Raw genomic sequence first — 12901 nt, 5'->3', positions numbered from 1 at the left:
AAGGCCGCACGACGGTCCTTGAGGCGTGGACGCGGGTGCCGAGTCAACGCGGCGCGGCGTCTGCTCTTGCCATCCTTCCGGCCGATCACAGACGCCCGGCGACTATTGCCCCCTTGCATTCCCGCCCCGCCCCCGACACAGCCGTCCCGGCTTGATAAACCTATATAAGTAGCAGCGCGGCAAAGGGGGCAGTTTGCGATCCGACCGAACCCTGATCGGCAAGGCCTATGTCGCCTCCGAAGCCATCGCCCTCCGCCGCCGCTTCCTGATGACGATCATCAGCTTCGGCCTCGCCTGGGGCGCGGTGATGCAGGTTCCGGCGATGCTTGGGATCGCGCCGCTGGGGGCGGCGCAGACGCGCAACAATCTGCTGTTCCTCATCCTCAGCGCCGGGGTGCTGGCGATGCTCTGGCGCTGGCCGCGCTCGTTCGGGGTCGGCGCGGTGGCCTATTTCACCGCGGCGTTTGTCTATGTCAGCGCGGCGCAGTTCCTCGTCGTCGAGGATCAGCTGCGCATGCTGCTGTACTTCCCGCTGATCGGCGCGGTTTTCCTGATCGTCGGCAATGTCGGCGCCTGGTTCACCATCCTCGCCGCGATCGCGGTGTTCGTGACGGCGCGGTTGATGGGGCTGATCCCGGTGTCGCCGCTGGCGGTCAGCACCTTCGTGTTCACGCTCGGCGTCACCGGCGCCTTCTTCGAGGCGTTCAGCCGGCAGATGACGCGCACGCTCGACACCATCGCCCGGCAGAACGAAGCGCTCGAGGCGGCGGCGAAGAAGGATCACCTTACCCACCTGCTGAATCTCCGCGCCTTCCGGGAATCGATGCAGGCGCATGTCGACGGCCTGCGGCCCGACAGCCGGTTCAGCGTCGCCTTCATCGACGTCGATCATTTCAAGGCGATCAACGACCGTCACGGCCATGCGGTGGGCGACGCGATGCTGGTCGCGCTCGCCGACACCTTGAAGGGCGCGGTACGCAAGCGGGATGAGGTGGCGCGGATCGGCGGCGAGGAATTCGCCGTGCTGCTCCCCGGTGCCGATCTGGCGGAAGCCGCGGTCATCGCCGAGCGGATGCGCGCGGCGGTGGCGGCGACGCGGGTCGAGGCGGGCGGCACCACGCTCGGCGGCACCGTGTCGATCGGCCTTGCCGCCTACGACAGCTCCTTCGACACTATCGACGCGCTGCTCCACGCCGCCGACGCCGCGATGTACGAAGCGAAGAAGGGCGGCCGCAACCGGGTGGCGCTGGCGGGGCCGGCGGCGATCAGCCCCACAGCCTGAGCGGCAGCAGCCCCCACGCCATCAGGCCGATCGCCCATTGCAGCACGCCGGCCATCGCCGCCGTGTCGAGCCACTGTCCGCCGGCGCCGCGCCGCCAGCGCTGTGCCAGCCCGGCGACCATCGCCAGCGGCAGCAGCCCGGTAACCGCGGCGAGCGTCGCGCTGGCGGGCGTGAGGTCGCCCATCGCGATGAACGATTGCGTGAGGAACAGCGGCACGGGCAGGGCGAGCGCCAGCACGGCGAGGAAGGGCAGGAACAGCGGGTCGGATAGCGGCAGCCGGCGCCGCGCGACGCGCACCGCTCCGGCGACGAGGATCCAGGCGATGCCGGCGACACCCGCCGCGAGGCTCAGCCAGCGCAGGCCGATCCGCCAGAGCGCGACCCGGCGGAAGCTCTGCACGTCGCTGGCAATCACCCGCTGTCCGTCGCGGTCGACGAGCAGCACATGCGACGCCGCCACCCGGTCCTCGGCTCGGAATAGGTGGCTGCCGACCGGCACCAGCCTCCGTGCGGCTCCCATGAACGGCTTCAGCTCCAGCCGGTCGCCGCGCCGCGACAGCGTCAGGAAGCCCAGCGTCTCGTCGAGCCAGGCGAAGCTCTCGAATCGCGCCGGCGAGGGAACGTAGATCCCCGCCCACGCCGCGACGCCGGCCGGCATCGGCGCGGCGGCGGCCGGTGCCGTGGCCGGCAGGCCGAGCGCCCGCACCAACGATGCGTCGATCGACCGATAGTCGGCACCTTCGACATCGGCGTTGACCGCGCGGAAGAAGGCCGCCCGCTGGTCAGGATAGACGCAGAGCATCGCCCGGAAGCCGACGGTGTCGCCGCCGTGGCACAGCCCGACCGCGCCGCCGCGCTCCTGCCGGGCGAGGCCGAGCGCATAGCCCATGCGGAGGCCGGCGCGCGCGGCGTCGGTGCCCTGCGGCCGCCCGCGCGCCCGCATCAATGCCGGGTCGATGAACGGCCGGCCCGCGAGGCGGCCGTTGCTCATCAGGAAGCGCGCGAACCGCATCATGTCGGGCGCGGTGGTGGTGAGCTGCGCGGCCGGGCGAGCGTAGATCGCCACCGCCGGGTGCGGCGCCGCCGCCTCGAAATGGCCCATCGCCAGCCGCGGATCGCGGGCCTGCGTGGTGAAGGCGAAGCGGCTGTCCGCCATGCCGAGCGGCGCGAGCAGGCGGCGGTCGAGCCAGCGCTCGTATCGCTCCCCCGTCACCTGCTCGATCACCATCCCGAGCAAGGTGTAGCCGGTGTTGGAATAGGAGAAGGTGGTGCCCGGCCGGCGCCGCACCGTCAGCTTCGCCGGCAGCGCGATGCGCAGCGGCGTGTCGGGCGTGGCCTTCAGGCTGAACACCTGCCACAGCCGCGCGTCGTCGAGCCCCGCGCTATGGTCGAGCAGGTGGCGCAGCCGCACCGGCTCCGTCGCCGCCCAGCGATTGTCGATCGCCACATCGGGCAGCAGGTCCGCCACCGGCGTGTCGAGCCGCAGCCGCCCCTCGCTCATCAGCCGCAGGATGCCCGTCGCCAGCAGCGTCTTGGCGATCGAGCCGACCTGTACCCGGTCGTCGGCGCGCATCGGGGCGCGGGTCGTCGCGTCGCGCAGGCCGGCGGCGTCGGCGGCGATCGATCCGTCGGGCGTAAGCGTCGACCACGCCGCGCCGACCAGCCCCTGCCGCTCGATATTCGCCGCCAGATCGGCGCGAAGCGAAGCGGCGGTCGCCGGGGCGGCGAGCAGCAGCAGCGCAATCGCCGCCGCGAGCCGCCGTATCGGGAAGGGGGATATCATCGACATCTGCCGACACTGGCGCGCCGGCCGTGAAGCCGATGTCAAATGGCTACGTCGAGCTGCGCGCCGGCGTCAGGCGCGGCGGCGCCGCCGCCCAAGGCCCAGCCCGATCGCACTAAGCCCGAACAGGCCGAGCATCGCCGGCTCCGGCACCTCGGCGTTCATCGCGGTGATCTGCAGGCTGCTGGCGCCGTTCTCAAGCTGCTCGCTGGCAATGGAGAAGGGGTTGAGCGTGTAGTCCATGTTCACCGCGTTAATCGAATAGAAGAAGGCACCGTAGTTGAGGTTGTTCGGGAAATCGACGTCGATGAACAGCGCGTTGTTGGCGGTGCCGTCGAACGACAGGGTCGCGCCGCCGCTTATCCAGGCGGAGTTGTCCTCATTCAGGTGCGCGGTATAGATCGGCGCGGCGACCGCGACGCCGCCGATCGACAGCGTAACGTTCGAGATGTTGGTGATGAGGTTGCCGTTGGCGTCGCCGTCGAACGTGCCGCTGATGGTCAGCGGCCCCGCCGTCTCATAGCTCGGCAGCGACGTCGAACTGGCGAACGTCCGCGTGAACATAAACGGCGCCGCCGCGGCCGGAACGGCGCTGGCGGCAAGCAGGACGGCGACGAGCAGCTTCTTCAAGGCACTTCCCCCCGGGAATGCGGTTTCCCAGGGTGCAAGCACAAGCCGTGCCCGATCCGCCAACCGCTTGTTCCGGCACCGGTTTGATGTTGCGGCGGCGGTGGGCGGTAGCGCATTTGTAAAGCGCGCCGACATCGCAAGGGTCGCGCGGCGGGGCATCCTGCGCTAGGGCTGGGGCCGGCAACCACAAGGACCGAAGCGATGGGCGAGAAGTTCGAGCGGCACCGGCAGCCGTGGACCGGCGCGGAGGTCGACAAGCTGCATACGCTGGCCAAGAAGGGCATGGCGCTGAAGGCCATCGCCAAGGCGCTGACCCGCAGCGAGGAATCGGTGAAGGACCGCGCCAAGGCCGATGGCCTGTCGATCGCGCGGCTGCGCTGATCATGGGCATCGATGACACCATCATCGACACGCCCGACGGCCCGATGACCTATGGCGAGTGGAAGAAGAAGAATCCGGTGCAGGTGCCGTCGCGCCGTACCAAGGGCAAGGATCTGCCCAACAAGGTGAAGCTGTTCACCGAAAAGCCGTGACGGCGAACGACCTGACCCTCGAAGACCTCGGCTGGCGGGCCTGCTTCAGCGAGCAGCTTTCGGCCGACGAGAGCGCGCGCTGCCATCCGGTCAGGGTGATGGCGGTGCATCGCGGCAAGATCGCCGTGTCGGGGGCGGGGTCGCAGGGCTTCGTCGCGCCGCATATTCCCGGCGCAGACCCGACCGACGATCATCCGACCGTGGGCGACTGGCTGCTCGTTGATGGCGCGACGGAGGCGCCGGTGCGCGTGCTGCGCCGGATGAACCTGTTCAAGCGGCGCGCGCCGGGCGACCCGAAGCGCGAGCAGATGATCGCCGCCAACGTCGACACGCTGTTCATCGTCGCCTCGTGCAATCAGGATTTCAGCGTGGCGCGGCTGGAGCGCTATCTGGTGCTGACGCGCGAGGTGGGGGTGAGCCCGATCATCGTGCTGACCAAGGCCGACCTCGCCGACGACCCGCAAAGCTTCGCCGCCGCCGCCCGCGCGCTCGAGCCCGGCCTGCGTATCGAGATCGTCAACGCGCGCGACCCGACGGACGTGGCGCGCCTCGGCAGCTGGTGCGGGCCGGGCCAGACGGTGGCGCTGCTCGGCTCCTCGGGCGTGGGCAAGTCGACGCTGGTCAACAGTTTGCGCGGCTCGGACGATCTCGCCACCCAGGCGATCCGCGCGCGCGATGCGACGGGCAAGCACACCACCACCGTGCGCGAAATGCACCGGCTCGCGGGCGGCGGCTGGCTGCTCGACACGCCCGGCATGCGCGAGCTGCAACTGGCCGACGCCGCCGCCGGCATCTCGGAGGTGTTCGACGATTTCGTGCTGGCGGCGGAAAGCTGCCGCTTCTCCGACTGCGCGCACGACCGCGAGCCCGGCTGCGCCGTCCGCGCCGCCCTCGACGACGGCAGCCTGACGGCGGAGCGCTTCGACCGCTGGCGCAAACTGACGGCCGAGGAAGCGGCGAAGAACGCGCGTCCGGGAAGCCGCCGCCGCTAGGTTTTGAATTCAATGCCGGGGTGCCACTGCGGCCGTGTCACCATGGCCCGACCGAACAGCGGCGAGGCGAGCTGGGTCGCCAGCCAGCGCTGAAGGCCCGGCAGCGGTTGCGTGTCGAACCACACGCGGTCCACGGCGGCGAACTGGCGCACGAACGGCATGATCGCGGCGTCGGTCAGCGATCGGCGGTCGCCGCACAGCCAGGGGTTTCCCGCCAGCCGCTGTTCCAGATCACTAAGAAGCGCGGCCGCCGCCGCACGATGCGCCAGCGGATCGGTGCCGTGGCGCTCGGGATATTTGTAGCGGTCGAGGTGATGCTTGAACGGCCCGTCGTTGGCCGCGATCAGCGCCGCATCGTCGCCGTCGAGCCAGCTTTCCGGATCGTTGTGGCGCAGCGCCCAGCGCATGATGTCGAGGCTTTCGTCGATCACCGCGCCGTCGGGCAGCACCAGTACGGGCACCGTCGCCTTTGCTGATGCCGCCAGCAACTCCGCCGGCTTGGCGCTCAGCCTAACTTCGCGGATTTCGCAATCGATCTCGGCAATCAGCAGGGCGAGGCGGGCACGCATCGCATAGGGGCAACGGCGGAAGCTGTAGAGGATCGGTGCCGCCGCCATGCTCGTCAGCGCCGCACCGCCCCGACGTGCGCTTCGCCCCGCTCGGCGGCGAGCTGCGTCTGCCGCTGGCGTTCGGCGTAGCCTTCGCGCTGTTCGTCGGTGCGGGTTGCGTGGCAGGCGGGGCAGGCGACGCCTTCGACATAGTCGGGTGACGCTTGGCGCTCGGGGCTGACCGGCATGCGGCAGCCGCGGCAGAGCGTGTGGCTGCCCGGCTGAAGCTCGTGCGTCACCGTCACCCGCTCGTCGAAGACGAAGCATTCGCCCTGCCAGCGGCTCTGGTCGCGCGGCACCGCCTCCAGATAGGCGAGGATGCCGCCCTTCAGATGATAGACCTCGTCCAGCCCTTCCGCCTTCAGGAAGGCGGTGGCCTTTTCGCAGCGGATGCCGCCGGTGCAGAACATCGCGACCTTCGGCTTGGGCCCGAGTTCACCGCGGTGCGCGCGAAACCAGTCGGGGAATTCTCGGAAGGATCGGGTGTGCGGGTCGGTCGCGCCGGCGAAGCTGCCGATCGCCACCTCATAGTCGTTGCGCGTGTCGATCAGGATCGTGTCGGGCGCGTCGATCAGCGCGTTCCAGTCCTCGGGCGCCACATAATGGCCGACCTCGGCGAGCGGATCGATGTCGGGTTGCCCCATCGTCACGATCTCGCGCTTCAGCCGTACTTTCAGGCGGTGGAAGGGCGGGGTCGCCGCGCGCGATTCCTTCACCTCGATGTCGGCGCAGCCGGGCAGCGCGCGGACCTGCGCCAGCACTTCATCGATCGCCGCGTCGGTGCCGGCGATCGTCCCGTTGATCCCCTCGGGCGCGATCAGCAGGGTGCCCTTCACGCCGCGCCCGCAGCAGATGGCGGCCAGCGCCTGCCGGATCACCTGCGGGTCATTGAACCGCGCGAAGCGGTACAGCGCGACGACGCGGATCGGCAGAGGGGCGGCGGTCGACATTCGCCGCTCCCTTAGCCGAGCGGGCGAAAGCCGTCACGCGGTTGCCGCCGCGGGGCAAGCCACCTAGGCTGGCCGGCGATGACGCAGAGCCTCCGCCTCGACAATTTCGTGCCCTACCGGCTGTCGATCGCCTCCAACCTGATGAGCGACGCCATCGCCGGCGCGTATCGCTCCTTGTTCGGGCTCAACGTCGCCGAATGGCGGCTGACGGCGGTGCTGGCGGAGCGCAGTTCCGCGACGCAGCAGGAGCTGTGCGCGGCGACGCGGATGGACAAGGTCACCGTCAGCCGCGCCGCCATCGCCCTCGCCGACCGCGGGCTGGTCGAGCGGTCGCCCAACGCCCACGACAAGCGCTCGCATCTGCTGTCGCTGACCGAAAGCGGCCGGAGCCTCTATGCGCAGGTGGTGCCGAAGGCGATCGCGATGGAGAAGGCGCTGCTGGCGGATCTGAGCGCGAAGGAGATCGAGACGCTGGTCGATATCCTCCGGCGGCTGGAAGCGCGGGCGGAGGGGTTCAGCGAGGGGTAGGCCGGGGCGGCGCGCCTTTTATTGTCATCCCCGCGAAGGCGGGGACCCACTGTCGAGCAGGAAAATGCCTCTCCGTGCACACCCCGAGCTTGTCGCAAGGCGGCTCTCGCCCAAGGGTGGGTCCCCGCCTGCGCGGGGATGACAGGTTGGAGAGCGCAAACGATCCTTACGCGCCCACATGCGTCATTCCGGCGGTCTCGGCGATCACCCACAGGCCGATGATCAGGAACATCGCGGCGGTGACCATGCGCACCACATTCATCGGCACGCGGCGGATCAGCTCGTTGCCCAGGAACACCGCCGGCACGTTGGCCAGCATCATGCCGAGCGTGGTGCCGATCGTCACCAGCACCACGTCGTTGAACTGCGCACCGAGCGCGATGGTGGCGATCTGCGTCTTGTCGCCGATCTCGACGAGGAAGAAAGCGATGGTCGTCGTGACGAAGGCGCCGAAGTGCGGCGGCTTCGCGTCGAGGTCGTCGATCTTGTCGGGGATCAAGGTCCACGCCGCCATCGCGATGAACGAGGCGGCGACGGTGTAGCGGAACGCCGGGCTGTCGAGGAAGGCGGCGGCCTGCGTGCCGACGAGCGCGGCGAGGAAATGATTGGCGAGCGTCGCCACAAGAATGCCGGCGATGATCGGCCACGGCTTCTTGAAGCGCGTCGCCAGCAGGATGGCGAGAAGCTGCGTCTTGTCGCCGATTTCGGCGAGCGCCACGACCGCGGTGGAGGTGAACAGGGCTTCCATGAACGACAGTCTCCGGGTCGGGCGAACAGACGGCAATGACGCGGCACGTCCCGCCCGACTAGGGTTTGAACTCAATAAGAATGGCGTTCGAGACGGCGTCAGGAAGGCCATGGCAAGTAAGGTCGCGCAGACCAGCTAGCAAATGCTAGCTGGCAAGCGGCCGGCGCGTGGCCATGGTCTTCCTCACGCCGCGCGAAGCGTGGCCATGAGAAGCCCAAGGGTGTCGTCGACGCCGCTTGCCGGGGGCCTTCAGGCCCGCCTGCGCGACCTCTCCTCGCCCTTGGGCTTCTCATGGCCATCTCGAATGCCATTCTTATTGAGTTCAAACCCTGGGGGGAGATGCGGCGTCATTGGTCTCGCCCGGACGGTCGACCCGTCCCCCGTGCACCATGGCCTCTCGACCAAGTATGTTGATGTGCGGGCCCGTCGTGAACGACGGCTGGCTACTCCCCAGATGACCGGTGCGGGTTAGAGCGCGCGCCGCGATTCCGCAAGCCTAGAAGGCGAGGCGGAAATGGGCGACCGCGCCGAGGTCGGGATCGGCGCCGTCGATGTGGCCGCCGCCACCCTGCCGCGCCGCGCCGGTTCATGGGCGGCGAAAGTCGGAAAGGGGTGGCGCGACCCGGCGAACGGGCGGGCTGGACTCACCAAGCGGCTCGGATTTGCCCATGAACGGGCACAGCCCGGACTCGTCGGGTCCGCCCGCAGCGTGTAGTTTCCGCGGCGATGATGGAGGGGCTTCGATCGAGGATCGCCCGGGCGAACGCGCTGCTCGGCCGCGAAGGGCTGTGGCTGATCGCGGCGCTGTGGGTGCTGCAGCTGGCGGTCGTCACCTTGCGTCAGAACCTGTCGGAATCCGAAGCGCCGGGGCTGGAGAATTTCGCGCGGCGGCTGGCGATCGCCGCGGCCGGCGCCGGGTTGTTCTACCTGATCGGACTGCTGCTCGCCGCCGTGCCGCGCGGGCGGGTCGCGGTGCGTGCCGCGCTGGCCCTGCCGCTGGCGACCCTGTTTACCGGCGTCCACGTCGTCATCAACAATTTCGTGTTCTTCTACACCGGCTATTTCGCCGTCGACGGCAGCACCGACAAGGAACGGGTCAAGTCGCTGCTCGACCCGGTCGGCATCTATGTCAGCGGCACCTACTGGCTGTGGGGTTACCTGTCCTGGACGGTGGTGGTGATCGCGCTCGCTTACGCGCGCGAACTGGGCGAGCGCGATCGCCGCGTCGCCGAGGCGGAGGCGCTGGCCCGCCGCGCGCAACTCCGCGCGCTTCGCTATCAGGTCAACCCGCACTTCCTGTTCAACGCGCTCAATGCCACCGCCGCGCTGGTCACCGCGAAGGAGACGGCACGCGCCGAGGAGATGCTGGCGAACCTCGCCGATTTCCTGCGCGCCAGCCTCGATGCCGAACCGCTCGACGACGTGCCGCTCTCCGCCGAACTCGATTACGCGCGCCTCTATCTCGACATCGAGCAGGTGCGTTTTTCCGATCGGATGCGCGTGGTGTTCGACGTGCCGCCCGGCCTGCGCGGTGCGCTCGTCCCCAACCTGATCCTGCAGCCCTTGTTCGAAAACGCCGTGAAGCATGGCGTATCGCCGTCGACCGAGCCGGTGACGATCAAGGTCCGCGCGGCGGAGGTGAACGGCAAGCTGGCGATCACCGTCACCGACGACGGCGCGCGACCCGCCGACACCCCCGGCATGGGCATCGGTCTCACCAATATCGCCCAGCGTCTCGCGGCGCGGTTCGAGGGCGCGGGCGGGCTGACGGCGGCGGCCGGGGCGGCGGGCGGCTATGCGGCGACGGTCACTCTGCCGCTGCAGTTCAACCTCACCGAGGCGGCCGAATGAGCGAGACCCTGCGCGTGCTGGCCGCCGACGACGAGCCGCTGGCGCTCGACCGCACCGCACGGCTCCTCGCGCAGCTGGCCGGCGTCGAACTGGTCGGCCGCGCGGCGAACGGCGAGGAGGCGCTGGCGATGATCCGCGAGCTGACGCCCGATGTGGTGCTGCTCGACATCTCGATGCCGCTGCTCGACGGCTTCGACGTCATCGAGCAGCCGCTGGGCGCCGCGCCGCCGGCGATCATCTTTGTCACCGCCTTTCATCGGTTCGCGGTGAAGGCGTTCGAGGTGGCGGCGGCGGACTATATCCTGAAGCCCGTGCGCCTCGCCCGGCTGGCGGCGGCGCTCGACCGGGTGCGCGCGGCACGGGCGGCACCCGACCCGGCGGCAATGAAGGCGCTCGCTGCCTCGATCCGCGAGACGACGCGGTCAGACGAGGACGATGACCTGTGGGTGCAGCGGCGCGGTGAGTATCTGCGAGTCGCGCTGCCGCGGCTCGATCGCATCAGTGCCGAAGGGGAATATGTGCGCCTGCACGTCGGCGCGGAGACCTACCTCTATCGCGAACCGATCGGGCAGTTGGCGGAGCGGCTGGCGGTGCATGGCTTCATCCGCATCCACCGGTCGGCGGTGGTTCGCGGCAGCTTCGTCTCGGCGGCGCGACGGACGAGATATGGCCGGCTGGCGGTGAGGTTGGCCGACGGCAGCGAGGCGGCGGTCGGCCGGAAATATGCGAGCGCGGTTCGGGCGCTCATCCACGGCGCCGCCTGAAGCAGCGGCGCCGGTGAGCGTCCCTTATGCCTCGGTCACCATGCCGGCGGGCTTCGCTTCGACCGCCATCGCCAACACCAGGTAGGCGAGGAACGGGATGCCCGATCCGAACAGCGTGACAGCGACGAAGCCGAGGCGGACCCAGAGGGTGTCGACACCAAGATACTCCGCCAGGCCGGCGCAGACGCCGAGCAGCTTGGCCGAACCCTTGTTCAGGTAAAGCTTGCGGCCCGAAACGTTCATTTCAACTTCTCCTGTAGATCGAATGTTGAAGGTCGGTTGTTAGGCAACCATCGAGGGGACGATCGCGGCGGCGAGCAGCGTCGCGGCGACGAAAACCGAACCGAACGAACCGAAGAGGCTGCGGCTGAACTCAGAAACGAACATTGTCTTTCTCCCTGTGCGTCGGTGAGAAATTCACCGATGCTTTGGGTACTGCATCCGCCGTGCCAAGTGGGTGTGAGAAAATTAAATGATATAATATCAGTGATATGAGGCGAGACGGATGCTTATGGTCGTTCCGGGTGTGTCGTGAGTTTCGCTAAAGGATGGTGCGTTTCACCAACTCATTTAGCAGCCTCAAGCCAAGGCGCCGGCGACACCACCCGGCCGGGCGCCACCTGCCGCACCGCTGCCTCCAGAACGGCGCGGTTGCGGTAGCTGCCGAGCACCAGCACGCGCTTGCCGGAGTAGGCGCGTACCGCCTCGACGACGCGGGCGGCCATGAACCCGTCCCAGCGCGCCTGCACCTTGTCGAGCCCGCCGCCGACCAGCGCGAACTGCAGTTGCTGGAAGCCCGACGTGACGGCGGCGGTTGCCTCGTTCTGCGTCTGCGCAGGCGAACGCCAGTGCGCGAGCAAAGCCGCCTCGATCGCATCGTCCGCCGCCGACAGCGCCTTGACGCCTTCGGGGTCGCGCGCGCCGAAAGCGTCGAAGGCAAGGCCCGCCGCGCCGGTCATCTCCTTGAACGTCTCGCCGCCCGGCTCCATTGCAACCGCCGCCACCTTTGTCTCGGCAAGCAGCGGCCAGATCACCGCCGGATATTCGGGCCGCCCCGGCGTCGCGGTGCGCCCCGCCAGCTCGTCGGGCCGCACCTCGAGCACCAGCAGATCGGGCTTGAAGGCAAGGATCGCCGCCTTCAGCGCGCCATAGTCGAACGCCGGCTCCTTGGCATGCAGCCCGTGCAGCGCGCCGATCACGGTGACGCTGTCGGGCGCGGCGGCGGCCGGCGTGGCGATGAAGGCGAGAGCGACGATCAGGCGGCGGAGCATGGCGGGCCTTTCGAGCGGTTGAACCGCCCTGGCCCCTCGCATCGCTCGTCGCGATTATCGACGCCCACTCGCCGGGCGGGACCGCCGCGTCGTCAAAGGGGCAGGTGCGCCGCCAGCCGGTCGCGGTAGCGGCGGCTCAAGCGCAGCGCCGCCCCGCAGCGCAACCGTACCTCGGCATCGCCGCGCCCGACGCCTTTCACCGCCGCCACCCGGTCGAGCCGCACGATCGCGCCGCGATGGATGCGGGCGAACTCGCGGGCCGGAAGCTCGGCGTCGAGGGTGGTGAGCGACTGATCGGTGAGCAGCGCCCGCGGCCCCGTATGCACCTCGGCATAGTCGCCCGCCGCCCCGATCCAGTCGATGTCGGCAAAGCGCACCAGCCGCGCGGTCCCGCGCTCGCGGATCCAGAGGCCCTCGGCGACGGGCGGTGCGTCGCGTTTGGTGAACCGCCGCCGCGCGTAAGACGCACCGATCAGCGCCGCATAGGCAAAGACGGCGGTGTCGAGGTTCGCCATCAGCACCGCCCGCGCCATCTCGATCACACCGAGCCCCGCGCCATAGACCGGCCGGTACAGTGCCACGAACAGCAGCACATGCGCGAGCGTCGCCAGCGGCAAGCCCAACGCATGGAGCACGACCCGCTGCCGCTGCCTCGCCACCCGATCGGCCAGAGCCAGCAGCGGCGGCGTCAACAGCGCCCACACCGAAAAGATCGCTACGCTATACCCAAGCGTCGGCCACCACGGCTGCGGGACGCCCCGGTACGCGGCGAACACCACCCCCTGCGCCGCGCTCGCCAGCGCGAACAGCGCCCAGCCGGCGAGAGCGACGGCGATGAGGCGGGCGGGGGAGGGTGGTGACGGCGACACGGGGGACATCGTCCGCATTTTACCCCCTTCTGTCATCCCCGCGAAGGCGGGGACCCACCGGCGGACAATGTAGCTGTCTGAGTTCCCCCTGA

Annotated in this window: 16 protein-coding genes and 1 riboswitch; of the genes, 8 read left to right on the top strand and 8 right to left on the bottom strand. The window is 69.3% G+C overall.

Annotated elements, in window-relative coordinates:
- Positions 1 to 193 precede the first annotated feature (193 nt).
- Positions 194 to 1282, top strand: a complete 1089-nt coding sequence (locus ACFOMD_RS01085) for a GGDEF domain-containing protein (RefSeq protein ID WP_380855486.1) — start codon at positions 194 to 196, stop codon at positions 1280 to 1282.
- On the opposite strand, the gene ACFOMD_RS01080 is transcribed toward ACFOMD_RS01085, so the two are convergent.
- Positions 1266 to 3071 (bottom strand): serine hydrolase domain-containing protein, encoded by a 1806-nt coding sequence (locus tag ACFOMD_RS01080; protein ID WP_380855483.1) that lies wholly within the window; start codon positions 3069 to 3071, stop codon positions 1266 to 1268. The two genes, ACFOMD_RS01085 and ACFOMD_RS01080, sit on opposite strands and share 17 nt — an antisense overlap.
- Positions 3072 to 3137: 66 nt before the next feature.
- Positions 3138 to 3695, bottom strand: a complete 558-nt coding sequence (locus tag ACFOMD_RS01075; protein WP_380855480.1) for a PEP-CTERM sorting domain-containing protein — start codon at positions 3693 to 3695, stop codon at positions 3138 to 3140.
- A gap of 201 nt (positions 3696 to 3896) precedes the next feature.
- Here ACFOMD_RS01075 and ACFOMD_RS01070 point away from each other — a divergent pair, with 201 nt between their 5' ends.
- The 3 genes from ACFOMD_RS01070 to rsgA are packed head-to-tail and all read left to right on the top strand — an operon-like array spanning position 3897 to position 5220.
- Positions 3897 to 4076: a hypothetical protein gene (locus tag ACFOMD_RS01070; protein WP_380855477.1), complete on the top strand. Its 180-nt coding sequence runs from the start codon at positions 3897 to 3899 to the stop codon at positions 4074 to 4076.
- 2 nt (positions 4077 to 4078) lie between these two features.
- Positions 4079 to 4228: a hypothetical protein gene (locus tag ACFOMD_RS01065; RefSeq protein ID WP_380855474.1), complete on the top strand. Its 150-nt coding sequence runs from the start codon at positions 4079 to 4081 to the stop codon at positions 4226 to 4228.
- Positions 4225 to 5220 (top strand): ribosome small subunit-dependent GTPase A, encoded by a 996-nt coding sequence (gene rsgA, locus ACFOMD_RS01060; protein WP_380855472.1) that lies wholly within the window; start codon positions 4225 to 4227, stop codon positions 5218 to 5220. Before ACFOMD_RS01065 ends, rsgA begins: the two co-directional genes overlap by 4 nt.
- Here the strand turns inward: rsgA and ACFOMD_RS01055 are convergent.
- Positions 5217 to 5837, bottom strand: a complete 621-nt coding sequence (locus tag ACFOMD_RS01055) for a glutathione S-transferase (RefSeq protein WP_380855469.1) — start codon at positions 5835 to 5837, stop codon at positions 5217 to 5219. The two genes, rsgA and ACFOMD_RS01055, sit on opposite strands and share 4 nt — an antisense overlap.
- A 5-nt stretch (positions 5838 to 5842) precedes the next feature.
- On the bottom strand, positions 5843 to 6778 hold the full coding sequence (gene trhO / locus ACFOMD_RS01050; RefSeq protein ID WP_380855466.1) for an oxygen-dependent tRNA uridine(34) hydroxylase TrhO: 936 nt from the start codon (positions 6776 to 6778) through the stop codon (positions 5843 to 5845).
- Positions 6779 to 6856: 78 nt separating this feature from the next.
- Between trhO and ACFOMD_RS01045 the strand changes: the two genes are divergently transcribed.
- Positions 6857 to 7306, top strand: a complete 450-nt coding sequence (locus ACFOMD_RS01045; protein WP_380855463.1) for a MarR family winged helix-turn-helix transcriptional regulator — start codon at positions 6857 to 6859, stop codon at positions 7304 to 7306.
- Between the two features lie 166 nt (positions 7307 to 7472).
- On the opposite strand, the gene ACFOMD_RS01040 is transcribed toward ACFOMD_RS01045, so the two are convergent.
- Positions 7473 to 8054, bottom strand: coding sequence for a TMEM165/GDT1 family protein (locus ACFOMD_RS01040; RefSeq protein WP_380855460.1), 582 nt, complete (start codon positions 8052 to 8054; stop codon positions 7473 to 7475).
- 362 nt (positions 8055 to 8416) lie between these two features.
- Positions 8417 to 8519, bottom strand: a riboswitch (yybP-ykoY riboswitch).
- Between the two features lie 49 nt (positions 8520 to 8568).
- Between ACFOMD_RS01040 and ACFOMD_RS01035 the strand changes: the two genes are divergently transcribed.
- The 3 genes from ACFOMD_RS01035 to ACFOMD_RS01025 are packed head-to-tail and all read left to right on the top strand — an operon-like array spanning position 8569 to position 10669.
- Positions 8569 to 8769 (top strand): hypothetical protein, encoded by a 201-nt coding sequence (locus tag ACFOMD_RS01035; protein ID WP_380855457.1) that lies wholly within the window; start codon positions 8569 to 8571, stop codon positions 8767 to 8769.
- 11 nt (positions 8770 to 8780) lie between these two features.
- Positions 8781 to 9905 (top strand): sensor histidine kinase, encoded by a 1125-nt coding sequence (locus tag ACFOMD_RS01030; protein ID WP_380855454.1) that lies wholly within the window; start codon positions 8781 to 8783, stop codon positions 9903 to 9905.
- Positions 9902 to 10669, top strand: coding sequence for a LytR/AlgR family response regulator transcription factor (locus ACFOMD_RS01025; RefSeq protein WP_380855451.1), 768 nt, complete (start codon positions 9902 to 9904; stop codon positions 10667 to 10669). The genes ACFOMD_RS01030 and ACFOMD_RS01025 overlap by 4 nt, the downstream gene beginning before the upstream one ends.
- Positions 10670 to 10693: 24 nt before the next feature.
- Here the strand turns inward: ACFOMD_RS01025 and ACFOMD_RS01020 are convergent, their stop codons facing one another.
- From ACFOMD_RS01020 to ACFOMD_RS01010, 3 genes are all read right to left on the bottom strand, one after another.
- Entirely contained in the window at positions 10694 to 10912 is a 219-nt protein-coding gene (locus ACFOMD_RS01020) for a PspC domain-containing protein (RefSeq protein WP_380855448.1), read from the bottom strand.
- A gap of 323 nt (positions 10913 to 11235) precedes the next feature.
- On the bottom strand, positions 11236 to 11940 hold the full coding sequence (locus ACFOMD_RS01015) for a hypothetical protein (protein WP_380855445.1): 705 nt from the start codon (positions 11938 to 11940) through the stop codon (positions 11236 to 11238).
- Between the two features lie 92 nt (positions 11941 to 12032).
- The gene (locus tag ACFOMD_RS01010) at positions 12033 to 12827 is read right to left on the bottom strand and encodes a LytR/AlgR family response regulator transcription factor (protein ID WP_380855442.1); all 795 of its coding nucleotides are present in this window, start codon (positions 12825 to 12827) and stop codon (positions 12033 to 12035) included.
- Positions 12828 to 12901: the final 74 nt, after the last annotated feature.

It is taken from the genome of Sphingoaurantiacus capsulatus (assembly GCF_042648405.1).
GTDB classification, from domain to species: domain Bacteria; phylum Pseudomonadota; class Alphaproteobacteria; order Sphingomonadales; family Sphingomonadaceae; genus Sphingoaurantiacus; species Sphingoaurantiacus capsulatus.
The sequence above is the reverse complement of the archived record's forward strand: the minus strand, read 5'-3'. Positions and strand labels throughout refer to the sequence as shown.

Excerpts from the sequence above, each read along its gene's own strand:
- ACFOMD_RS01030 (WP_380855454.1), top strand. The coding sequence starts at position 8,781 with ATGATGGAGGGGCTTCGATCGAGGATCGCCCGGGCGAACGCGCTGCTC.
- ACFOMD_RS01045 (WP_380855463.1), top strand. The coding sequence starts at position 6,857 with ATGACGCAGAGCCTCCGCCTCGACAATTTCGTGCCCTACCGGCTGTCG.
- ACFOMD_RS01025 (WP_380855451.1), top strand. The coding sequence starts at position 9,902 with ATGAGCGAGACCCTGCGCGTGCTGGCCGCCGACGACGAGCCGCTGGCG.
- ACFOMD_RS01055 (WP_380855469.1), bottom strand. The coding sequence starts at position 5,837 with ATGGCGGCGGCACCGATCCTCTACAGCTTCCGCCGTTGCCCCTATGCG.
- trhO (WP_380855466.1), bottom strand. The coding sequence starts at position 6,778 with ATGTCGACCGCCGCCCCTCTGCCGATCCGCGTCGTCGCGCTGTACCGC.
- ACFOMD_RS01020 (WP_380855448.1), bottom strand. The coding sequence starts at position 10,912 with ATGAACGTTTCGGGCCGCAAGCTTTACCTGAACAAGGGTTCGGCCAAG.
- ACFOMD_RS01065 (WP_380855474.1), top strand. The coding sequence starts at position 4,079 with ATGGGCATCGATGACACCATCATCGACACGCCCGACGGCCCGATGACC.
- ACFOMD_RS01035 (WP_380855457.1), top strand. The coding sequence starts at position 8,569 with ATGGGCGACCGCGCCGAGGTCGGGATCGGCGCCGTCGATGTGGCCGCC.
- ACFOMD_RS01015 (WP_380855445.1), bottom strand. The coding sequence starts at position 11,940 with ATGCTCCGCCGCCTGATCGTCGCTCTCGCCTTCATCGCCACGCCGGCC.
- ACFOMD_RS01070 (WP_380855477.1), top strand. The coding sequence starts at position 3,897 with ATGGGCGAGAAGTTCGAGCGGCACCGGCAGCCGTGGACCGGCGCGGAG.
- ACFOMD_RS01010 (WP_380855442.1), bottom strand. The coding sequence starts at position 12,827 with ATGCGGACGATGTCCCCCGTGTCGCCGTCACCACCCTCCCCCGCCCGC.
- ACFOMD_RS01080 (WP_380855483.1), bottom strand. The coding sequence starts at position 3,071 with ATGTCGATGATATCCCCCTTCCCGATACGGCGGCTCGCGGCGGCGATT.
- ACFOMD_RS01040 (WP_380855460.1), bottom strand. The coding sequence starts at position 8,054 with ATGGAAGCCCTGTTCACCTCCACCGCGGTCGTGGCGCTCGCCGAAATC.